Origin of the sequence: Sporosarcina jeotgali, assembly GCF_033304595.1 — a bacterium.
Taxonomy (GTDB): domain Bacteria; phylum Bacillota; class Bacilli; order Bacillales_A; family Planococcaceae; genus Sporosarcina; species Sporosarcina jeotgali.
In genome coordinates this window covers 1-22,925 of the sequence record NZ_CP116341.1, presented here as the reverse complement: position 1 = coordinate 22,925, position 22,925 = coordinate 1, and the positions used below count along the sequence as shown (strand labels likewise).

Below are 22,925 nucleotides of genomic sequence, written 5' to 3'. Positions count from 1 at the left end.
GCCAGCAACACATGGCTGGCTTGCCCCGCGAAGGCTATCATGCCCGCCTCTCCATGTAAAGTTGTGAGTATAAGAATCAGCACCCAATCCCTAGTGGTAAACGGTTGACGTTACTTGGTACATATGTTGTCACTCATTGGTAAATAACTTGTCACAGGTGGTACATTTCATTGGCTGTAATCAGTTTACATTTACAGAGGTTTCTACTGCATGACTCGCCATCAGGAACCTCTATCAGCAAAATTAAGGATCCCTTGATAATTAGACAATCTGGCCCGATTGCGCAACACCTTGGATCTTTCCATTATAGAACATTTTACTATGCCTCACTCTTTTTTACATATAATTCAAATATTCCAGTTCCTCTCTCTTCTTTCCGAGAAAGATAACCACTCTCCCGCCATAAAATTAACTGATACTGACATTACTGAGATGTCTTTTTAACTTCATCAAATCAACTATTGCTCGTATCCCCACTGCCAAAATAATACACATATAAATCTTCCATCCTAGGCTCTGCCTGTTGAGCAGAGATGTGAGGCTTCGCATGAGAAATAATCCGTATGTCCGCGTGCTCCTTTTGCAGCTGCAGGTTGGAGACCGGGTAGGCCGTTGTGTACGTTTGCAGTTCGTTATGTGGTACTTGGACCGCCCATACTTGGCGATCCAACTTGGCCAGCAGCTCACGAGGGGACGCTTTTCCAATGAGCTGTCCTTCTTTTAACAGGAGCACTTCGTCAGCGACGTATTCGATATCCGACACGATATGCGTGGAGAGGATGATGATTGTATCCTGCGCCAACTGGGACAGGATTCCCCGCAGTCGGATTCGTTCGCTCGGGTCCAGCCCGGCTGTCGGCTCGTCCAGGATGAGGACTTTCGGGTTGTTCAACAGAGCCTGAGCAATTCCGACTCTCCGTCTCATCCCGCCGGAATAGCCTTTCAGTTTTTTTCGACTTACGCTTGTCAGGCCCACTAGTGCCAATACGTGTTTCACACGCACTCGGGCTGTTTTGGCATCGAGCCCTTTCAAGTTCGCCACGTACTTCAAAAACTCTTCAGCTGTGAACTGACTGTATCCATGGAAGTCCTGCGGCAAGTATCCGAGCTTGTCACGATACGCGGCGCCGAGTGTTGTGATGGCACGATTGTTGTAAAGTACCTGTCCGCTTGTCGGTGCAATGACGTCCACCATGATACGCAGAAGTGTCGATTTGCCTGCTCCGTTCGGCCCCAGCAATCCGTAGATTCCCGGAGATAATTCGCAGTCTATCGATTTCAGTGCCTCGTGGTCTTTGTACTGATGACTGACTTTTTCTAGTTTTAGAGTCACAGTTCATGTCTCCTCCTTTGTAGTTTCCTCGTCAAAAACATGGAACCGGCGATCAGAATCATATACCAGATCACCAATTGAGGCAGACGCGGTTCGTTGCCCACTTCATGTGCCCGTATGAGATACGAAAAAAATCCTTTTTCTAAAAACCACTCTATGGAGAAGTCCGTCAGTAGGCTACCTCTCAGCAAAAAAGTCAGGCCATACAATAAGCCACACAGGATCACAGTGATTGTGTGGGATTGAAAGGTGACACAAACACAGGCGGCAAAGATCGAAAATAGAACACTGCCCACCAGTACGTACGGCAGGCCGGCTGCACAGCCCCTTAAGATTTCGGTGAATGACTCCGGCGGAACGGCCAAAGCAGCTCCTGACAGCTGAATCGCTGTAAAGAGAAGGACCATGAATAGTACACAGAGGCCAGCAGCTCCCAGCCGTACAAAAAAAACTTTCGATTTCCCATGACGGGTTGTGAGAATGACTTCCCGCACGCCTTCCTCCTTGTCCAAGATGAATATCTTTGTAGTCATTGCGAGGATCAGGAAGCCTATCGACAGTGTGCCGAGGACATGCCAGAACGCATCCGCAGTTGCCAAGACATGTGCCGGACTTTTTTGGGCAGCAAAATAGATCATTACACTCCAAAAACCACATATGACGAGGACTGCAGGGAACCCCCATTTGTTCCGCATGATTTTTTTAACTTCCCAAGGCAACATTGATCCGTCGCCTCCCGAGTATGAGATTTACGGTAAACAAGCCGGCAGCCAGGCTGAGGAACAGGAGTAAAACCTCTGTATTTGATAACACGACATACCCTTCTAAATATTCGAAGCTCAACATTCCGTTCAAACCATATCTGTATACGTTCTCCAAGTACTCGATGCCAGGCATGGTTTGGATATAGTAAAAGATATATTTTTCATACAGCTCCCAGAAAGCAAAAATGCCGCCAGCCGTCAGCATGATGAATACACTTCGTTTGATGAATAACGAAAGGAGAAAGACGAACAAGGCAAAGATATAACTTGCCAATACCATGTAGCCCCCCTCCAATATCATGAGCTTTGCAAATGTCCAGTCAGGATTCGGAGTGAGGTAATTGGGAGTATTTGCTCCCATCTGTACAAACAACCCTGTCGGCGACGCATAGGCAAGCAGGACCAGACTTGTAATAACGTAATAAAACAACACGATTGATACACAAAAGAGGAAGAGGACGAATTGTTTCACGACCAACAGCTGCACACGACCTGCCTTGTATGTAACCAACAATTCCTCCATTTCCTTTTCCCGCTCAAACGGCATACACCGGGAAACACCGACGACGATGGTTACCGCAATCAGCATATAACCGATATAAGGCATGACGGACGCCATCTCTTGCCAGAAAAATACCGCTTGCGAAGAATCGATGGTTGCATTCGTTCCCATTGCATATAGAACGGTACAAAGGAAAAGAGCCATGTAGAGTTCATTCTGCAAGAATAGCTTTTTTCCTTCTACCCACGCTAGTTTACTAAATCCCATCCGGTAATCGCTCCATTCTCCAAAGTTTAGTCAGTTGTCGTATGAAGACAGCAGCCAGTCCAATATTAGCAGCCATGAAAATCAGGGTATGAACCGACAGCAGTAGTGAGCCGAACGGTGTGTAGATGGAAAGTAAGATGAACGAGACCCATACTAGCAGTATGACTGTCCAAGACAGCGGATTTCGGTACTTCGTACTGATCGCCAGCAGAATGACACAGAACAGCAGAATCGGCGTGATTCCTGCTACCGCAATATGGAACGATAGCGAGAAGAGACCTGCCTTCTGAATGGACGCCGCATACAGCAATGCCCCGCCGTATAAGATCAGACTCCACAGACAGATTGCCACCAATTTCGAAAACAGAACCTGCTGAAGCGAGAAGGTAAACGTCTGTTCCAATTCCACCATGTCCTTGGTCTGTGTATGCACAAGATGCCACCCTGCTAAAAACACAGGGGCTGGTGCAGTGAGGATGAAAAGAATCCATTGATCCGGGGTGCTGGAAAGGATGGTAACAGTACCCATCAACACGATCACCAGAAGACTTAGCTGTACAGCGAAGTGCCCCCAAAGATCTTTGAATGATTGCCGGACAAGTTGTTTCATGACAACCGCTGTATTTTTCTGCGGAACAGGCATGTAAGACTTCAAGTAGTCAATGGTTCTCTCCCTGTCCTGTTCATGAATAACAGGAGGAATGTCGTCGTGCAGCCAGCGGCGCAGTTGATCATCTTCACGTTTACCTTGTTTCACTCCATAACCCCCTTAGCTCGTTTCCGCAGTTTCTGCAGCCCTTGGAACAGTCTCGATTTCACTGCTGGCACGGTCGTCTTCGTAATCTTTGCGATTTCTTTGGCCGTGAAGCCATGATAATATTTCAAAATCAGCGCATCCCGTTGTTTCGCAGGAAGTGACTCAAGCAGCTCCTTCACTTCGGAGCGATCGGAGAACTGTTCCTCCAGGTCCGACTCCTGATGAAGCAAGTCATGCTCGTCCGTGAGTTCAACTGAACGCCTCGTCCTCGTAACGAAATTCATCGCCCGGTTCCGCGCAATCCTGTACAGCCACGCTTTGAACGTCCCTTGCTCCTTGTAAGCAGGCAAGGCTTGCAGCATCGCGACAAACGTCTCCTGTGTCAGATCCTTTGCTTCTTCATACGGACTCCCGAGACGGTAAATATAACGGAAGATCTCATCGTAATACCGCCGTACCAGCTGCGCCATTGCGTCTTCATCCCCCTGCTGTATCGCGCTGATTAATACCGCGTCATCCTCATACATGATCTAACCTCCATACTTCTATATAACACGCCTGGGTGTGAAAAGGATTTATTTTTTTGTTTTTACTGGAATAACGGAGATCAGGGGGGGCTTCATAATACTCCGAATCATTTACAGCATACGAAAAAACTGGCCGGAACAGTGGGAATGCGCTGTTCCAGCCAGTTTTGTTTTTGGTGTTCGGGTGGAGTGGGAGTTGATAGGTTGACTATTCCACAAATGCACCCGATTGAAGAATATTCATCAACATAACTTTTCTTCGCTAGATAATTCAACTCATTTTTCTAGATTTAAAATTTCAACTTCGTAATTATTAATACCATTGCTGGCGAGTTCTTTTTCAAAATACAATTTCGCTTTTTCTTTATTACTCAAGCTATCTCCATCCACTTGTACTGATAAGATCTTTTCACTCTTACTAACTCCCATACCAGTTACGCCAAATTTCATTTCAGCATTATCATATAATTCCGTTTCAAAAAGATTATCGATTTTCTCATCTTCATTTGACGAAGCGAATGAAATATAATCATTTCCAAAATAAAATAATGAACAAGACATTACAGCAACTATGGCAATATATTTCTTTTTCATAATTAATCATTCTCCTTTTCTCTGGCCCGTTTGTGATATTGGCACGATTAGTGAATAGTAGACTTAAAATTTATACTTAAATAAAGCAACTCTTCTAATTTATTAATAGCTTGTATCCCATAATTCATTTCCGTTGTCATACTGAATCGATACATATGCATGTTCGATTTTCAATTCATTCTGCAGATAATTAATAAAAGATAAAAACATTTCTTCGCTTAATTCTTCTTTATTGTTATTTAGCCCAATATTAAGCGAAGGTATACCTCCTACCTCATAAGATGCCGTAAGAGATATCTCATTTGTTTCACCGAATTTTTGATTTATGTAACTAACAATTTTTGGTTTTACTTGTTTAAGGAATTCTTCTTCTTCCTGAATTGATATATCATCTTCCATTTTTCCGGTAATTCTATTTTCATAAACCATAAATGATTTTTGTGTCTCTATATCAATAACCATTGCAGCATAATCGTAATTTCCGGATTGCTCTTCACTATTATAAGAGATATGTGAAATTTGGTATTTCATTTCTGGATATTTTGTTTGTAGGTATTGTTCTGCTTGTTCAGTTGCCTTTTCCATTTCTTTTTCATCTGGCACCAATGACGCTCTAAGATACATGAATAAAAAGACAGTCCCCAATATTAGTAATAACAATATTCCTGTAACTATCCATATGAATATGCTTATGGTCCAGCCTTTTTTTGACGAATTCATCCTTGTACCTCCCTTTTAAAAACTAACTACAATTCCCTCCTCTGTTCTTTGTCCTTATTGCGACATAGTCGTATTACTGAAATGCCCCCGATTGTATTACGAGGAAATTCTTTTTTTATTTCTTATTACTCTGATAATAAACATGATAATTACTGTCGTTACAAGTAGAAATCCATTAACGAAAGTAAACACAGCACACATTGCTGCAAAATAACCATGGCCTTCTCCTCCTCCGAAACGAAGAAATAATTCTCCACCTTTAATACCAAGAACATCGAAAAGCATCATCATAATAATTCCTAAAATAATAACTAAACTAAGCTTTCCTCTTTTCAACAATAAGAAGGATCCAATATTTAAAGAGATTAGTAATAAGAGAAATAATAATACTATTAAACCAATAATTTTCTTCTCCTCCTTCTTAAATTTAGTATTAAAGCCCGAACTTGAATACAACAATTAATCTTTTATCTGGCCCGATTCTTGAATGTATGCTTTATAATAACTACACTCCGGTGCTTGGAGCGGAAGACGGACGACTCCGAAGGGATCAGCGTGCGCCTTGAGACCCCGCAGGGAGCATTTTTTGCGACTGAGGAGGCTCAAGCCACCATAGCTGTCAACTTAAGAACTAAAGATATTTTTCCTTCTTTACGCCAAATTACGTTTTTTCCCTTAAATATAGGGAAATGAATGGGTGAGAATTCCAACTTCCTTTTTAGCGAGAGGGCTGATTGGATGTCTCTAATTGAATTGAAGGCGTTGAAGGGCTGTTCCTTTGGTTGACTTTGGTTTTCTGGCTGTTTTGATGAGTAGCCTGATGACCAGACCCAGGTAGTCTGTAAACGCCTTCTTTTCGTCTGTGAAAATTCGATATAGCTTGGGTAAGAATCCGATGGCTACCGTACGTACGGCAATCATCTCGCTGATTTCCAGCTGTTCTTCCTCCCATATGATATTGCGCAATTGATAGGCAATCAGCTGGCTGATGATGATGGCTAGGAGTGTTCCGTATAGATGGCAGAGCCACCTTTCTTTCTTCATTATCTTGAATTGATCGACTCCAAGATAAGATTTCCAGGTTTTAAAACAAAGTTCGACATGCCATCTCAATCGATAGAGTTCTACCAACTTCTCAGCGGGCACTGATTCGGGCAAGTTAGTCATATAGACCGTAATGCCTGCTAGATCACTTACCACTTTCTTTGGTTTCTTGCCCGATCGGGTGGTGCGCCGTTGAATTTTCTTCAATCTGCATTGCCGCTGGGTCTCATCATGTGAATACACAATACAGCGGGCGGGAAAGTGGGCATCTCTGCCGAAATGAACACCCTCCAGCTCTAAATGTTCACCAGGTTCTAGGTTTTGGCAAAGTGTCACCAGATCCAATCGGTAATACAGGCTGCTTTGAACTACGTTTCCATTTGGATGATACGCAGGATAAGGATTTTTGAATGCCAAGTAGGCATCATTCCGCAGCTTCGTAATATAGAAGCCGCCGTTCTCCCCTATCTGGCTGAATTGTTCGAAACTGAAATACCCTAAATCCTGCAGGCAAAGATCCTTTTCGTTCACGTATGGGATACGTTCGGCACCTTTTTTTGTATCGTTCACACGTCGGAAATCAACATCCAAAAACGTGGTTTTACCTGACAGAACATCATATTCATATTGAATCTTTGCGGATTCCTGCTCAGTTTCTGTAGCCCTTTTCTTCAAATGATCCGGTACTTCGATAGCCGTCGCGTCCAATACCCGGATGCTTAAAAAAGGAAGCAGATCTGCGGAGGAATGAGTAGAAACGTGTTCCAGATACTGATGATGGAGGATTTCTTGGATTAAGCGCCGGAGAAACACGGCAGCTTCTGGCGTAAACTTTTTATCCAAAGCCGTCCGACTGATTAGAATTTCTTGTTCCGCGACCAATGTGGAACACAGTTCTTGGATGGAACAGCCCGCAAAGTTACCGTGAAATTGGAAGAGTAACGCCAGAAAGTCACTTGCCGTCATGACCCGCTTTCTTTTGATAAAACCCGTTTCTTTCGCAATTTCATCGACTCGCGACGGTTTGATACAGGTAAATAGTTGTTCCAGAAGATGAATGGTCTGAGATGTAGTGGTCATAACAAAGAACTCCTCTCCAAAAGTTGTTTGTATTCACATATACCAACATTTCGGAAAGATTACACAACATTCTTAAGTTGACAGCTATGGGCTCAAGCCACGCCCCTCGGAAGGCGTTCCGTCTGGAGCGCAAAGCAACAATTTGCATGCTAGATAATGGCCTATTCTGGCACTACTTTTATTCCATTGAAGCCCCCATTTACTCCAAGCACATTAGAGTCCATGGCGAATTCTATTGGCTAACCAAGATAAGTAACACTGCACCACACGCCATTAACAGTAACGATAAATACAAAAGCCATCCTGAAAATACGGGTCCCGTCATCACATCTAGGACCTCGAGTGCAATTGCTAATACTTTTTTAGAGGGGTTTAAACTTTCAAGTAATTCCATTCTCTCCTTTAAATAATATATACCGAAGGGAAACAAAATAATTCCAATCCCCAGAAACACACTCGCCACTGTAAGTACACTCATAGTCATTTCTCCTTAGCAATTTGGCCCGTTTGAAACACAAAGTTGTGCTAGGGATGCCCCCTATTCTGTATATACATTTCACTGGCCATCTATTTACATAGAATGGAAACTCTCGTTCTTCTTTCAGGAATAATGTCCTTATTTACCATTCAAAACAAAAAGTTACGCTGGCTATTAAAGAAAAGATCCCAACCCCCAAAAAAATAGTTCCAGAAACAACATTATATATATTTTTCTTTCTAAGCTTAAACATTAAAAGTAGTCCCGTGGCCGTTGACATAAGAAAAATTATAAAAAAACCAATTGACGCAATATACATTTAATCCCCCGCTTTTTTATTTTAATTGGAGATTCCATAGCTTAAAACAGTAAATAGTAAACTGATAATGGTTAAGCCGGCCATTGGGATTGCAATGATTTTATTGTTCATAAACTCCGAGATTGCCGTAATTGCCCCTGCTAGACATAAAGCTAACCAAATGGGTGTAAACACAGCATCCGCAATACTCGGTGGTAATAATGCATAACCATTAACTAAGAAGAATATCCAATGAAAAATCAACAGTCCCCCTACTACATAGGAGATTATTCTAGGTGGTTTTCTCTTTTTGCCATTTGTAACAGCTAGAAATGCAGGAATGACAAAAGTTAAACATGCAATAATACCAACAACAATTAAAATCATTATTGAAATCCCTATAATAAACACTCCCTTACACAATAATTCATTGTGTAATCTGACTAGTTTTACAAAGAATGGTTTCTCGTGAAGTTCAGTATAGTGGCCTGATTACAAGGTTCTTAAGCACATCGCATAACGGCTTTTTCATTATCTTTGTTTTTGATCAATACATTTTTATCATCATCCAGCTTGTATTCAATGCCTTCATTATCGAGACATTCGATTAGTTGACCGGTGAAGTTTGAACTGTAAATAAAATACGCTTCATCTTCTGGATTATTACAAGCAATTAATAATGATGGAATGAATAATAGAGTTAATCTACTAGCGATTTTTTTCATCAGCTTAGTCCCCTTATACAAATTTACTTATTCTGGCACACCCCTCTAGCCCTTTACCGTACATGGAATACATCAATCTTAACCTATTGTATCAAATTACCAATTAGTTTGTTATATAAAATTCCAACTAGTCTGAACTGGCTCATCTTTCAAGGTTGAGACAGTTTGTTACAGCACAATCTCGATAGCTCACACTTTACTTATCCTTGAGAAGGACTTGATTTTTCACTGCGTGTTCCGTCTTAGTTTATACAAAAAGAGCTGCTCAAAGGGCCAAATCCCCTCTAAGCAGCTCTTTTATTATCCCTCCAATGAACGCAGCACTGCGCGTACTGGACTTCCATCTGAACCTTCCAACGCAAGCGGAAGTGCAATCAGTTCATACACTCCAGGTGTTACGTTAGACAGTACCGTATTTTCCAAAATGTTGACTCCGTTATCGTAAAGCGAGTGATGCGCGTCCATCGTTTTGCTGTCGACTGAATCGACGGACGGGACGTCTACGCCAATTAACCGAATTCCCCGTTCCTTCAAAAAAGGACCGATGTCTGCCTTCAACACTGGATAATCTTTTGGAAACGTATTTGGATCCGGGTGTCCCCCTGTTTTAAGAAGGAGCCGCTCCACATCTTTAAAATTGAATCCTTCTAGTTCTGCACGACCGATTTCTGCATGTCCTGTGACATCTACGACCGTGGCTGGCCCGATATACAAAGACAAATCCAGTTCATGCACTCGCTTGCCATCATTATCATAGTGGAATGGTGAGTCAATGTGCGTCCCTGTGTGGACACTCATGGTTACTTGACCGATATTGACGGAGCCTGTCTGTTCTTTCGTAAACGTGAGCTCATAATTAAACGGAGTATCCCCGGGCCATTTTGCAATCGAATTGCTGAGGGGCTGTGTGATGTCAATCCACTGTGTTAAATTCTTCATGCCCATCATCCTTTCTAGTTACACGTATCAAAGATTATTTATAAATACAGCCGCGATTGTTAGTGGTACGACGACGGTCATCAGGACGAGCCATACCCTGAACAATCCAGGAGAATCATTTGTACTCAAGTGGAATTCTTGTTTTACCAGTTCACGGTCCATTCTGTGGATGATGAAAACTGCAATGAGTAAGTTTCCGAGTGGCAGAAGTATGTTACTTACGAGATAGTCCGTGCTATCGAAAATACTCTTGCCATTTATCATAAAGGACTCTAGTAAACTGGAGGACATGGCAGATGGAATCGCCGCCACGAACACGATGAGTCCCGTAAGCCAAGCAACCGTCTTCCGCGTACGTTTGCCATTGGCCGTTAGTGCAGCGACAATGATTTCGTACAAACTGAACGAAGAAGTCAAAGTAGCAAATAAGAATAGCAGTAAGAACAATGCTAAAAACAGTTCCCCAAACGGCATTTGCCCAAACACTTCCGGCAGCACCATGAACAGCAATCCCGGTCCTTCGTCAGGTGCCAGCCCGAACGCAAAGACAACTGGGAAAATTGCAAGCCCCGCAAGCAATGAAACAAAGATGTTCATCCCCACGACGGATGCTGCAGATGATCGCAAACTAACGTCCTTTTTCAAATACGAACTGTACGTTACCATACACGAGAACCCGACAGCTAATGAGAAGAACGACTGCCCGAGTGCATAGAGAACGGACTCGCCCGTAATTTTAGAAAAGTCAGGAGCTAAGAAAAATTTCACACCTTCCATTGCACCGTCTAACGTCAATGAACGCACCACTAAGATAATGAAAAAGATGAATAGCAATGGCATCATGTATTTGTTGGCGCGCTCAATCCCATTTTGAATGCCTGACGCAATAACGATGACGTTAATGATTGTAAATAACAGCAATCCGAGCAGCGTAATCCAAACGGAGCCGATTACTGAACCGAATAGCTCGCCGTAGTTCGTTCCATCCCCGATTACATTGCCTGGAATTGCAAGCCCGCTATAGACGAGTACCCAGCCGCCAACTACGCTGTAAAATGACAACAGTAAGAAGCAACCTAAAACGCCAAGTCTGCCAATCCACACCCACACACTATCCGGTGCTAACTTTTTATACGCACTGATCGCTTCTCTGCCTGTTCCGCGGCCGATGATGAATTCTGACAGCAGCATCGGTAAACCAATCACTAGGGTGAACACGATGAACAGGAGGAAGAACGCACCTCCTCCGCTCATTCCTGTTACGTAAGGGAATTTCCAGATGGCGCCGAGTCCAATCGCAGCCCCCGCAGATGATAATATGAATCCTAACTTAGAGGACCACTGTTCCGTTCGATTTTTCTCCTCCATACAGCTCCCCCTTTTTCAGCTCTCTCTTATTCTTACAGCTTTGTTCGCAGATCCCATAGTTCTGGGAAGAATCTGTGATCAAGCACATGGCGTAAGTAATTCACACCAGACGATCCGCCTGTCCCTGTTTTAAAACCGATAATCCGCTCAACCGTTTTCATATGACGGAACCGCCACTGCTGCAGCCAATCCTCGACGTCCACAAGCTTTTCTGCAAGCTGATACAAATCCCAGTATTTATCGACATCACGATAGACCGCTTCCCAAGCTGCTTCAACGGTTGGATCCCCTGCATACGTGACACTGAAGTCGCGATCAAGCAATTCAGGATTAATCGCAAAACCTGCTTTTGATAATGCCCGAATTGCCACATCATAGATACTTGGTTGGTTCAACGCGTCTTTCAGCATCGCATGCACTTCCGCGTCCTTCTCGTAAATCTTTAGAATGTGAGAAGACTTATAACCAAGTGCAAATTCAATTAGACGATACTGATAGGACTGGAATCCGGACGCTTTGCCGAGTGAATCGCGGAATTCCAAGTATTCCGCAGGCGTCATTGTCGAGAGTACGTCCCATGCTTGTATGATTTGAGATTGAATTTTCGTCACACGCGCAAGTTTTTTGAATGCTGATTGCATTTCTCCCTTGTCGATTGCAGTAATGGCTGCCGTCAGTTCGTGCAGCGTCAGTTTCATCCAAAGTTCACTTACTTGGTGGATGATGATAAACAGCATTTCGTCATGATGGCCTGACAATCTTTCTTGGCTTGATAAAATCTGATCGAGCCGCAAATATTCCCCGTATGTCATTTCCTTTTTAAAATCCGTGTGAATGTCTTCTTGATCTAAGTTCAAATCTGAAATCCCCTTATTCATGACAATTCCCCCAGTTTTCGTTTACGCGACGACTTCTCGCTTATTTTCAAATTGTTTATATTGTTCTTCTTCCATAATACGTTTTAGAATGTTCACGGTCTCAAGCACTTCTTCAAATGTATTGTAAAGTGCAACCGGTGCAAGGCGGATCCCATTGGGTGTACGGAAGTCCGGAATAACTCCGTTTGCTTTTAGCGCCTTGCATATACGTGCAGCTTCTTTATGCACGACAAAGACATGGCCGCCGCGTTCAGCATCCTCTCGTGGACTGGTTACTGTAAATTCATAGTCTGCAAGATCCGTTTCAATTAACTCCTGCAAGTAAGCAGTTAATGCGAGTGAACGTTCACGGATTGCTTCCATTCCAACCTCATTCATGAGTTCTAGTGAGCCAATCAATGGAGCAGCACTGAGTAAGTTTGGTGTACCCATTTGAAGTGCCCCAGCACCAGCTGCAGGCGTAAACGTATGCTCCATATCGAATTGGCGGTCTTTTGCAGAACCGAACCATCCCGCGAGTCCTGGTTGTGTCCCAAAGTGTTTTTTATTCACGTATATACCGCCCGTTGCACCTGGTCCGCCATTTAAGTGTTTGTAATTGCACCAAAATGCGTAGTCGACATTCCAATCATCCAGTGCATGCGGAATCGCTCCAATCGAATGACACAAGTCGAAGCCAACTAAAATCCCTCGTGCATGAGCCGCTTCAGTAACCTTTTCCATGTCGAGAACTTGACCGCTGCGATAGAGAACTCCGGATAAAATCACAACGGCAACGTCATCCGTCATTGCCTCGATCATGTCTTCAGTCTGCAACGTTTGTCCATCACGGCTTTTCACTTGTATGAGGTGATCTGCAGGGTCCAGTCCATGCAGCTGCAGCTGACTTTGGATTGCGTAGATATCCGTAGGGAAGTTTAATTCATCCGCTAAAATTTTAGTTCGACCTTCTGCCGGCTTAAAGAATGTTGCAAGCAGCTGATGAAGATTCGAAGTAGTCGAGCCTGTTACAATCACCTCTTCAGCTTCAGCACCAATTAGCGGAGCCATGGAAGCTCCCAATTCTTCAGACAAGTTGAACCATGGACGCTCCCCTTGCATCCATCCGTCAATACCATGTGTTTTCCATGATTCCAGAACGGAGAGTAACGAGGTTTCTGCACGTTTGGATAATAATCCAAGAGAGTTGCCATCAAAGTAAATCACATCTTCTTTTACGTAAAACTCATCACGACGGCTTGCCGCGGCATAACGCTGCTCAAGCTCATGAGCATACGTAATTGTCGATATTTTGTTCACAGTCATAGGAATTCGCTCCTTCAAAGTGGAATTTTCTATAGGGTTCACTATACGTGAATCATTTTCAACGCGTCAATTACGCCGTTCACGGATAGGATTACTCTATTCATTCATTCGATAAAAAATGAAAAAAACCTTTCCTGACAGATTTCACTGCCGAAAAAGGTCTTGTTCCTTTATGAACTGCGAAGTGGTTCCGTTTGAGACAAAATGCCGCCAATCTTCTCGACGATCAATTCCACCTCGTGGGCGTTCGTGATTAAATCGTAATCATTAATGTCTAAACGAAGTACAGGACATGCTGTGAAGGAGTCAATCCACTTCTCATACCGTGCATGCATTTCTTCCCAATACGTGATCGGTGTCTCTTGCTCCATCTCACGGCCGCGTTCATGAATGCGATCAATAATACTGTCAAGCGGGCCTTCCAAATAGATAAGCAAATTCGGATGCGGGAAGTACGGCGTCATGACCATCGCATCGAACAAGTTCGTATACGTCTCATAATCAATCGGATCCATCGTGCCTTCTTCCATATGCATCCGTGCAAAGATCCCTGTATCTTCATAAATCGAACGATCCTGGATGAATCCCCCGCCATATTCGAAGATACGCTTCTGTTCTTTAAAACGTTCAGCGAGGAAGTAAATTTGTAAATGGAAACTCCACTTTTTGAAGTCTTCATAGAATTTATCCAAGTACGGGTTCTGGTCCACATTTTCAAAAGACGTGCGGAAGTCGAGTGCTTCAGCAAGTGCTGTTGTCATTGTCGATTTCCCAACACCTACTGTTCCTGCAATTGTAATGACCGCGTTTTGCGGAATTCCATATTTTTCACGTAAGTTGTTCACTTAAATAACCTCTTTCTGCATGACGGCATCAACTGCGTCAAGGATGTATTGCCGGTCACGCGGGTTCGCAACAAAATCAAGTTCGTCTCCGTTAAAACGCAAGACTGGAATTTCAGGGTGCATGCGTTCAAATCGATCAATGAATGTATCGTAGTCTTCGGACAGCTGGCGAAGGTAGTTCGGATCCATGCCCCGCTCATAGTCACGTCCTCGCATGGAGATTCGCTTCATGAGTGTTTCTAGACTCGCATGCAAGTAGACGATGACGTTCGGGACGGGCATCCCTGCCGTCAAAATGGAATAGATTTGCTCATATTTTGCATAGTCGCTTTCCGAAAGACTGCGCTGTGCAAAGATGAGATTTTTAAATATATGATAGTCTGCGACGACGGGCTTGTCTTTTGCCAGATAGTGTTTTTGAATGTCGCCGAGCTGTTTGTAACGATTGCAAAGGAAGAACATTTCAGTTTGAAAGCTCCATTCTTCGATGTCGTCGTAAAATTTATTGAGAAACGGATTTTCATCCACAATTTCCATGAGCAGATGGAACTGGCGGGTGTCTGAAATCGCTTTGGACAATGTGGATTTCCCAACCCCTATTGGTCCTTCTACTGCTATGAATGGAATGGTCATGACCAACGCTCCTGTCTTTCACTTAATGTCGTCCCTTTAGTTTATCACAGGAGGCACTCGTTTGGTTGTGACATTTTTTCCACGTGGAACATTCCGTTTAAAACCATGCTACACTGAGGATAAGGAGCGATGAGTATGAATGTGAACGACCAAGATCAGTACTTTATGGAGTTGGCGATAGCAGAAGCGAGAAAAGCGGAAGTGCTTGGTGAGGTCCCTATAGGTGCAGTGATTGTACATCAAGGTGAAGTGATTGCGCGTGCTCATAACTTACGGGAGACAACGCAAAATGCGGTCACTCATGCGGAGCTCTCTGCGATTCAAGATGCATGCGAGGTCATAGGCAGCTGGCGGCTTGAAGAGACTGTTCTTTACGTGACGCTTGAGCCGTGTCCGATGTGTGCGGGGGCCATATTACAATCGAGAATCCCAACAGTTGTCTACGGCGCCCGGGACCGAAAAGCAGGGTGTGTCGATTCACTTTACCGGCTGCTGAATGATGAACGGTTCAATCACGAATGTGAGGTCCGTGAAGGTGTCCTTGGGGAACAATGCGGTGCCCTTCTTACCGACTTCTTCAGGGCGTTGCGTGAAAAGAAAAAACGAGCGAAAAAAGAAGCGGCATTGGAAGCAGAATAACTTCCAATGCCGCTATTTACGTTTACATTTATTCAGCAGCTGTAATGTATTCTTTTCCACCCATATATGGTCGCAATACTTTAGGGATCAGTACTGAACCATCTTCTTGCTGATTGTTTTCAAGCAACGCAGCAACTGTACGGCCGATCGCAAGTCCGCTGCCGTTTAGTGTGTGCAAATACTCAGGCTTCCCTTTGGCTTCACGACGGAATCTGATGTTGGCACGACGCGCTTGGAAGTCTTCGAAGTTAGAGCATGAAGAAATTTCACGGTACGCATTTTGTGCTGGGATCCATACTTCCAAGTCATACTTTTTCGCCGCAGTAAATCCAAGATCTGCAGTACACATTTTCAACTTCCGGTATGGAAGTTCAAGCATTTGAAGCACTTTTTCCGCATGTCCAGTCAGTTTCTCCAACTCGTCATAAGAGTCCTCAGGCTTTACAAAGCGAACGAGTTCCACTTTGTTGAACTGATGCTGGCGGATCAGCCCGCGTGTATCACGGCCTGCAGAACCAGCTTCAGAGCGGAAGTTTGTGCTGTATGCTGCAAACGCTTTGGGAAGCATATCTGCATTCAGGATTTCATCCCGATAGAAGTTCGTTACTGGCACTTCAGAAGTTGGAATCATGAAGTAGTCTTCTTTTTCAACAAGGAACGCATCCTCTTCAAATTTCGGCAACTGGCCCGTACCTGTCAAGCTTGCACGATTCACCAAGTATGGCGGAAGCATTTCTTCATATCCATTCTCATCCTGATGAAGATCCATCATGAAGTTAATAAGTGCGCGCTCCAGACGTGCGCCCATGCCCCGGTAAAATACGAAACGGCTTCCCGTAACTTTCCCGGCACGTTCAAATTCCAAAATTTTTAAATCCGTACCGATTTCCCAATGCGGTTTCGGTTCAAACGAAAACTCCGGTGTTTCTCCCCATTTAAGAACCTCTACGTTATCGTCTTCGCTGTCACCGACAGGAACACTTTCGTGAGGGATGTTCGGAATACGCATCAGTACGTAATCCAATTGCTCTTCAATTTCGTTTAGCTCTGTATCATACGCTTTAATGTCTTCTCCAACTTTGCGCATTTTCAAAACCAACTCGTCTGCGTCTTCTTTGTTGCGCTTCATCTCTGCTACTTTCTGAGATACTTCGTTACGCTCCGCTTTCAGCACCTCAACTTTTGCCAATAATTCACGGCGTCTTTCATCTAATGCCGGGAACTTGTCCAGTTCAGAGATGTCTTCCCCGCGAACTGCTAGTTTTTTCTTCACACCTTCAAAGTCTGTACGCAACACTTTTCTGTCTAACATTACGATTCCTCCTCAATTGGTTTTAACGATTTCCGAAATTCAGGCACAAAAAAAGCCCTCCATCCCCTATCAATAGGGACGAGAACTACCCGCGGTACCACCCAGTTTAATCAGCACATTGCTGATCCACTCTACAGGAAATAACGGCTCCGGTGCCGGCACAAACCTACTTTTGTTCAGTCTGGCTGCTCAAGGATGGATTCACAGTTGTTTTCACCGACTCGCACCACCCGTCGGCTCTCTTAAGAAAAACGCAGCTGCTACTGCTTCCCTTCATCGTATTACGTATGAAATTACTTTAACTTTACTATATGCCAGAAGGTTTGGCAAGCAAAGGACGGATTTAGAAGGCGAAGGTCATTTTCACTTTCAACTGCTTGCGGTATACTTCCGTTATAACCTTTACAAATTGAACAGTTAGAAGAAGTCAATAAGGTCAGAATGGAGGTTCATAATGGAAGAATGGCTGATTTTATTGGATAAATCCCATGCAATTCCTCTTTACGAACAAATTTACCGGCAAATGAAACAGGATATCACGGAACAGCGAATTCCTGTCGGTAAAAAACTGCCGTCCAAGCGGAAGTTAAGTGAATTTCTTTCAGTCAGCCAAACAACTATAGAGCTGGCTTACGGTCAGCTGGTTTCGGAAGGATACATTACAGCAGTCCCTCGCAGCGGCTATTATGTTCAAGACATTGAAGAACTGGCCTATACAGAGTCTGCAGAGGTGAAAGAAGTGCTCACTCCTGTCAAACCTGCAGCAGCCATCGACTTTTCACCAGGAATGGTGGATCCCGAATTGTTCCCATTTGCAAAGTGGAGGAAAGTAGCAAAAGACGTCATCGATGAACACGCGGCACATTTGCTGCAGCTTGGTGATCCTCATGGTGATGTAGAACTGCGCAATGAAATTGCTACGTATCTGTACCATTCAAGAGGCGTTATCTGCACGCCTGAGCAAGTTATTGTCGGGTCAGGGACCGAACAACTCATTCCCCTCATTATCCGGATTCTTGGAGACGAAGCCGTGTATGCTGTCGAAGATCCCGGCTACCCGCTGACACATCACGTATTCGACCATCACTTAAGACCCGCAGTACCTATTTCCGTGGATGACGATGGGATGGATGTGGATGCACTGCAGCGCTCTGCTGCAACAGTTGCATACGTGACACCTTCTCATCAGTTCCCTACAGGTACCGTGCTGTCTGCACCACGCAGAGCCGCTTTGCTGAACTGGGCCTCTTCCAATCCGGAACATATTATTATCGAAGATGATTACGATGGTGAATTTCGTTACGCCGGGCGGCCGATTCCATCTCTGCAAGGAATGGATCGTGGTGAAAATGTCATCTATTTAAGTACATTCTCTAAATCACTCATGCCTTCGCTTCGAATTGCCTATATGGTGCTTCCGCAAGCGTTGCTGAAGCGTTATAAGGGGGCATTCATCCAATATGCATCTACAGTTCCGCGGCTTGACCAGCACATGCTTGCACGCTTCATGGCAGAAGGGCAGTTTTCACGGCACTTAAATAGGATGCGGAAAGTGTACCGGAAAAAGCTGCAAACACTCACAGAATCTCTCACCGCATACGAACCATCCATTTCTTATTCTGGCGATGAAGCCGGAATGCACATCATTGTCACTGTACAAAAAAAGCAATCAGAATCCATGCTAGCTGACCTCGCCCTTCAGGGAGGTATCCGTGTTTACAGCTTGCAAGACTACCAGTCCACTCACGCGACCGGTTCACCATCCTTTTTGCTTGGCTTTGGCGGACTAAGCGAACAGCAAATTGAAACAGGCATTCATAAACTTATGAACATCTGGAATATAAAAAAACGGAACAGCGCCAAATAGCGTCTGTCCCGTTTTTTTAGTTGAACAATCCTTTTACAAAGCCTGTCCCGCTATCCCAGAGTCCTGAGAAGAAGTGACCAATGCCTCCCATTGCCAAAGAGAACCAGCCTGCTTTATCTACAGCTTCTTTAGTTACCACTTCTGATTGTGCCATTTTCCCGTTGATGAACCCGTAATCTTCAGAGCCGTCTTTCTTCACGAGCTCCACGTGACCCACAACTGCATCCTTTTTAATAGGTGCTTGAAGCGAACCATCTTTTAATTTCGACTTATCGATGACTAACTTAGGCGTGTACAATTTCTTTTCACTTGTTTTCACCATCATTTTAATGGGTTCTTTTACATGAATGGCAACTTCTTTCTCTTTTCCTTTCAGAACCTTTACAGTCTTTTCACCTTTGAACTGGTAGCCTTCAGGAACAAACTCCACTTCAGAAAACTGTGAGAAACCATAATCGAATAGTGAACGTGTTGCGTCAAATCTAGCTTTATAAGATCCTTCACCTTTAGCATCAACGGCTTTCATCACGACTGCAATGACACGCTTGCCATCACGAACTGCAGTTCCTGTGAAACAGTGTCCTGCAAAGTCTGTAGTTCCTGTTTTCAAACCGTCTACGCCGTCATAGGCATATAAGAAACCTGGCAGCATAGTGTTCCAGTTAATCATATTAATCGCGTCAGAAGTATTCTCACGGAATATTTTTGTAGGAATCTTAGTCGTTTCGAGTACTTCCGGATAATCATTAACCAGCGAATAAGCAAGTTTAGCTACTGACTTAGCCGGCATCACGTTTTCATCCTCCGGGCCCGCACCTTCCGGATACATGCCTTGAAGGTCTTTATTATTTAATCCTGTTGAATTGACAAACTTAAAGTCTTTCAATCCAAGCTCTTTTGCTTTTTCGTTCATCAGCTTTACAAACTCTTTTTCTGTTCCGCCAATTGTTTCTGCAATCGCGATTGTTGCGGCATTCGCTGAATAGATTGCAAGTGCTTCATACAATTCTTTAATCGTATACGAACCATCCCGGCGAAGCGGAACGTTACTCAACTTACGATTTTGAGATACCGTGTATGTATAATCCGTTACTTTGTACTCCTGATCCCAAGTAATTGAACCTTCTTCGATTGCTTCAAATAGAAGGTACTCGACCATCATTTTTGACATGCTGGCAATGCCAAGCGGAGCATCTGCATTTTCTTCATATAAAATCTTTCCACTATCTGCGTCAATTAGAATGGCTGCATCCACATGGAGGCCAAGCGCCGATTCCGCCTGAGCGGGTGTTGCACCAAATACTGCTACAAGCAAGACTGCCGAACATAGTACAGACAGCCATCTGTTCTTCATCTTCTTCACATTTCTACCTCCGTCATCGCGATTTACTCCCATAGTTTATCATACCTAAAGGAAGGGATGGATATAAAATAAAAAAAAGCACCTTTCCGCCCATATAAGACGAGAAGAAAGGTGCTGAAGTTCCTGAAAACCTAGTTTTAAGAAATTGTATAGTTCGGTGCTTCTTTTGTAATTTGAACTTGGTGAGGATGGCTTTCCCGAAGTCCTGCGCCTGTCATACGGATGAACTGTGCTTCTTCACGCAATGTATGCAAATCTTTTGTTCCGCAATACCCCATTCCTGAGCGAATACCGCCAACTAGCTGATGAACTGTATCAGCAAGGGAACCTTTATAGGGCATGCGGCCTTCAATTCCTTCAGGCACAAGCTTTTTCGCATCCTCTTGGAAGTAACGGTCTTTTGAACCGCGTTCCATTGAAGAAACAGAGCCCATACCGCGGTACACCTTAAAGCGGCGGCCTTGGAAGATTTCCGTCTCACCTGGGCTTTCAGTTGTCCCGGCAAGCAGGCTGCCGAGCATGACTGCGTGTCCGCCTGCAGCAAGTGCTTTTACGATATCTCCAGAGAACTTAATGCCTCCGTCAGCAATAATCGTCTTGCCTTGCTTGCGTGCTTCTGCTGCACAATCATAGACTGCTGTAATTTGTGGAACGCCTACACCTGCAACGACCCGTGTCGTGCAAATAGATCCAGGACCAATTCCAACCTTGACAACATCTGCCCCAGCTTCATACAATGCGTTTGCAGCGTCCGCAGTTGCAATATTCCCTGCAATAATATCAAGTTCAGGATACGCTTCACGAATCTTTTTCACCATCTCAATAACACCTTGAGAGTGTCCGTGGGCTGTATCAATCACAATGACGTCTACTTCAGCCTCGACAAGCTTCTGAACACGAACCATTGTATCTGATGTAACTCCAACAGCTGCACCAACCAGAAGACGGCCATGATGATCTTTTGCAGCGTTCGGAAATTCAATTACCTTTTCAATATCTTTAATGGTAATTAACCCGCGCAACGTTCCATCTTCATCCACAATCGGAAGCTTTTCGATTTTGTGGTTCTGCAAAATCTTTTCAGCATCCTCAAGTGTTGTACCCACTGGTGCTGTTACGAGTTGTTCTTTCGTCATGACATCATCAATGGTTAACGAATAATCTTGGATGAAGCGAAGATCACGATTTGTAATGATGCCGACTAACTTTCGGTTTTCAAGCGTGTCTACAATCGGAACACCGGAAATGCGATATTTCCCCATGAGATGTTCCGCATCGAATACTTGATGTTCAGGGGTCAGGAAGAACGGATTTGTGATAACACCATTCTCAGAACGCTTAACAGTAACAACCTGCTCAGCTTGTTCTTCAATACTCATGTTCTTATGGACAACACCAAGACCGCCTTGGCGTGCCATCGAAATCGCCATTTTAGATTCTGTGACAGTATCCATTCCTGCACTAATCAATGGAACGTTCAACTTAATCTTGTCCGTTAATTGAACAGACAACGATACGTCCTTTGGTAACACTTCAGATGCTCCTGGTATCAACAATACATCATCAAATGTTAGCCCTTCACGTGCAAATTTAGTTTCCCACATGCCTGATGCCCCCTTATAGTTTCGGTTAAATATTAGATAATAGGTTATCAGCGGCGTTGAGGTGTGTCAAGGTAGCTATAATAAGTAAAAGTATTGGACCTTTTCTGTCATATCAGCTTATCGATTGCATCCTTCATTTTTAACGGCCCTGTTTGCGGAGCAAATCGATCGACAACATTGCCTTGCCGGTCTACAAGGAACTTCGTAAAGTTCCATTTGATCCCTTCCGTGAGTATCCCTTTCTTTTCAGAGGAAAGGTACTGGAATAGCGGCTCTGCATGATCTCCTTTGACATCCACCTTCGCAAACATCGGGAAGGTTACACCGAAGTTCATCCGACAAAACTCCTCAGCTTCACCGCTGCTCCCGAACTCCTGATTGTTGAAGTTATCCGACGGGAACCCTAGAACGGTCAGTCCCTGATCCTTATACGTCTCATAGACCTCTTGTAACTCATCAAACTGTTTTACAAATCCGCACTTACTCGCCGTGTTTACAATGAGTAACGGCTTTCCTTCGAACTCAGAGAGTGATTGCTCAGTCCCATCAGGTTTCTGTACAGTAAACTCATAAACTGATTCCATGTGCGCCATCTCCTTGTGGGGTAGTCCCTTAACCATAATGGAAACCGTCCCCCGGCGCAAAAAAGAAGTCCTGATATCAAGACGGAGCATATGGATTGAAGAGATTGAAGATGGAATGCGCTCATGAATCTCGGGATCTGCTCATAAACTTGGAATTGTGATCATAAATCCCCAATTCCGCTCATAAACTCGGCATTGTGATCATAAACCCAGGATTCCGCTCATAAACTCGGCATTGTGATCAGAAAACCCAGATTCCGCTCATAAACTCGGCATTGTGATCATAAACCCAAAATTCCGCTCATAACCCTAGCATTGTGATCATAAACTCACAATTCCGCTCATAAGAATCGAACCTCCACCTATCCTACCCACCATATATAATAAGTTTCTCCCAAATAGACACCATCCAACCAGCCTTTTATCGCCTGGATAAGAATAAAATTCAACAAACAAAAAAACGAGCCAAGGAATGAATTCCTCGACTCATTTTATGAAT

24 protein-coding genes and 1 other annotated feature are annotated in these 22,925 nt (G+C 44.0%); of the genes, 2 read left to right on the top strand and 22 right to left on the bottom strand.

Annotated elements, in window-relative coordinates; translation table 11 throughout:
- Positions 1–454 precede the first annotated feature (454 nt).
- The 18 genes from PGH26_RS00120 to PGH26_RS00035 form a co-directional block, all read right to left on the bottom strand.
- Entirely contained in the window at positions 455–1,333 is an 879-nt protein-coding gene (locus PGH26_RS00120) for an ABC transporter ATP-binding protein (protein WP_323692044.1), read from the bottom strand.
- Complete coding sequence (locus PGH26_RS00115) at positions 1,330–2,055, bottom strand: hypothetical protein (protein WP_323692043.1); 726 nt, start codon at positions 2,053–2,055, stop codon at positions 1,330–1,332. The genes PGH26_RS00120 and PGH26_RS00115 overlap by 4 nt, the downstream gene beginning before the upstream one ends.
- Positions 2,036–2,866: a hypothetical protein gene (locus PGH26_RS00110; RefSeq protein ID WP_323692042.1), complete on the bottom strand. Its 831-nt coding sequence runs from the start codon at positions 2,864–2,866 to the stop codon at positions 2,036–2,038. The genes PGH26_RS00115 and PGH26_RS00110 overlap by 20 nt, the downstream gene beginning before the upstream one ends.
- Entirely contained in the window at positions 2,856–3,623 is a 768-nt protein-coding gene (locus PGH26_RS00105) for a hypothetical protein (protein WP_323692041.1), read from the bottom strand. Before PGH26_RS00105 ends, PGH26_RS00110 begins: the two co-directional genes overlap by 11 nt.
- Positions 3,620–4,150 (bottom strand): RNA polymerase sigma factor, encoded by a 531-nt coding sequence (locus PGH26_RS00100; protein WP_323692040.1) that lies wholly within the window; start codon positions 4,148–4,150, stop codon positions 3,620–3,622. The genes PGH26_RS00105 and PGH26_RS00100 overlap by 4 nt, the downstream gene beginning before the upstream one ends.
- Before the next feature lie 276 nt (positions 4,151–4,426).
- Positions 4,427–4,744, bottom strand: a complete 318-nt coding sequence (locus PGH26_RS00095) for a YolC/YozM family protein (RefSeq protein WP_083034772.1) — start codon at positions 4,742–4,744, stop codon at positions 4,427–4,429.
- Positions 4,745–4,846: 102 nt separating this feature from the next.
- Entirely contained in the window at positions 4,847–5,464 is a 618-nt protein-coding gene (locus PGH26_RS00090) for a YfjL-like protein (RefSeq protein WP_323692039.1), read from the bottom strand.
- Between the two features lie 96 nt (positions 5,465–5,560).
- A complete protein-coding gene (locus PGH26_RS00085; RefSeq protein WP_323692038.1) occupies positions 5,561–5,803 on the bottom strand; it encodes a hypothetical protein in 243 nt (80 codons plus the stop codon).
- Positions 5,804–6,208: 405 nt separating this feature from the next.
- The gene (locus tag PGH26_RS00080) at positions 6,209–7,588 is read right to left on the bottom strand and encodes an IS4 family transposase (protein ID WP_323692037.1); all 1,380 of its coding nucleotides are present in this window, start codon (positions 7,586–7,588) and stop codon (positions 6,209–6,211) included.
- A gap of 232 nt (positions 7,589–7,820) precedes the next feature.
- Positions 7,821–8,066 carry a hypothetical protein gene (locus PGH26_RS00075; RefSeq protein ID WP_323692036.1) on the bottom strand — a complete coding sequence of 82 codons (246 nt, stop codon included), beginning with the start codon at positions 8,064–8,066 and terminating at the stop codon, positions 7,821–7,823.
- A 340-nt stretch (positions 8,067–8,406) separates the two neighbouring features.
- Entirely contained in the window at positions 8,407–8,751 is a 345-nt protein-coding gene (locus PGH26_RS00070; protein ID WP_323692035.1) for a hypothetical protein, read from the bottom strand.
- 116 nt (positions 8,752–8,867) lie between these two features.
- Positions 8,868–9,089: a hypothetical protein gene (locus tag PGH26_RS00065; protein ID WP_323692034.1), complete on the bottom strand. Its 222-nt coding sequence runs from the start codon at positions 9,087–9,089 to the stop codon at positions 8,868–8,870.
- Between the two features lie 300 nt (positions 9,090–9,389).
- Positions 9,390–10,028, bottom strand: a complete 639-nt coding sequence (gene kynB / locus PGH26_RS00060; RefSeq protein WP_323692033.1) for an arylformamidase — start codon at positions 10,026–10,028, stop codon at positions 9,390–9,392.
- A 27-nt stretch (positions 10,029–10,055) separates the two neighbouring features.
- Positions 10,056–11,396: a sodium-dependent transporter gene (locus tag PGH26_RS00055; protein ID WP_323692032.1), complete on the bottom strand. Its 1,341-nt coding sequence runs from the start codon at positions 11,394–11,396 to the stop codon at positions 10,056–10,058.
- A 32-nt stretch (positions 11,397–11,428) separates the two neighbouring features.
- A complete protein-coding gene (gene kynA / locus PGH26_RS00050; RefSeq protein WP_323692031.1) occupies positions 11,429–12,274 on the bottom strand; it encodes a tryptophan 2,3-dioxygenase in 846 nt (281 codons plus the stop codon).
- Between the two features lie 21 nt (positions 12,275–12,295).
- The gene (gene kynU, locus PGH26_RS00045) at positions 12,296–13,579 is read right to left on the bottom strand and encodes a kynureninase (RefSeq protein WP_323692030.1); all 1,284 of its coding nucleotides are present in this window, start codon (positions 13,577–13,579) and stop codon (positions 12,296–12,298) included.
- A gap of 170 nt (positions 13,580–13,749) precedes the next feature.
- The gene (locus PGH26_RS00040) at positions 13,750–14,424 is read right to left on the bottom strand and encodes a deoxynucleoside kinase (RefSeq protein WP_323692029.1); all 675 of its coding nucleotides are present in this window, start codon (positions 14,422–14,424) and stop codon (positions 13,750–13,752) included.
- Positions 14,425–15,057 carry a deoxynucleoside kinase gene (locus tag PGH26_RS00035; protein WP_323692028.1) on the bottom strand — a complete coding sequence of 211 codons (633 nt, stop codon included), beginning with the start codon at positions 15,055–15,057 and terminating at the stop codon, positions 14,425–14,427.
- A gap of 135 nt (positions 15,058–15,192) precedes the next feature.
- On the opposite strand from PGH26_RS00035, the gene tadA reads away from it, so the two are divergent.
- Entirely contained in the window at positions 15,193–15,696 is a 504-nt protein-coding gene (gene tadA, locus PGH26_RS00030) for a tRNA adenosine(34) deaminase TadA (protein WP_323692027.1), read from the top strand.
- Between the two features lie 28 nt (positions 15,697–15,724).
- Here the strand turns inward: tadA and serS are convergent, their stop codons facing one another.
- Positions 15,725–17,008, bottom strand: coding sequence for a serine--tRNA ligase (gene serS / locus PGH26_RS00025; RefSeq protein WP_323692026.1), 1,284 nt, complete (start codon positions 17,006–17,008; stop codon positions 15,725–15,727).
- 71 nt (positions 17,009–17,079) lie between these two features.
- Positions 17,080–17,294: a binding site (T-box leader), on the bottom strand.
- Between the two features lie 168 nt (positions 17,295–17,462).
- Here serS and pdxR point away from each other — a divergent pair.
- Positions 17,463–18,875: a MocR-like pyridoxine biosynthesis transcription factor PdxR gene (gene pdxR, locus PGH26_RS00020; protein WP_323692025.1), complete on the top strand. Its 1,413-nt coding sequence runs from the start codon at positions 17,463–17,465 to the stop codon at positions 18,873–18,875.
- 16 nt (positions 18,876–18,891) lie between these two features.
- Here the strand turns inward: pdxR and PGH26_RS00015 are convergent, their stop codons facing one another.
- The 3 genes from PGH26_RS00015 to PGH26_RS00005 form a co-directional block, all read right to left on the bottom strand.
- Positions 18,892–20,238 (bottom strand): serine hydrolase, encoded by a 1,347-nt coding sequence (locus PGH26_RS00015; RefSeq protein ID WP_431312507.1) that lies wholly within the window; start codon positions 20,236–20,238, stop codon positions 18,892–18,894.
- 137 nt (positions 20,239–20,375) lie between these two features.
- Positions 20,376–21,842 (bottom strand): IMP dehydrogenase, encoded by a 1,467-nt coding sequence (guaB, locus tag PGH26_RS00010; RefSeq protein WP_323692024.1) that lies wholly within the window; start codon positions 21,840–21,842, stop codon positions 20,376–20,378.
- Positions 21,843–21,949: 107 nt separating this feature from the next.
- Entirely contained in the window at positions 21,950–22,426 is a 477-nt protein-coding gene (locus tag PGH26_RS00005; RefSeq protein ID WP_323692023.1) for a glutathione peroxidase, read from the bottom strand.
- Positions 22,427–22,925 lie beyond the last annotated feature (499 nt).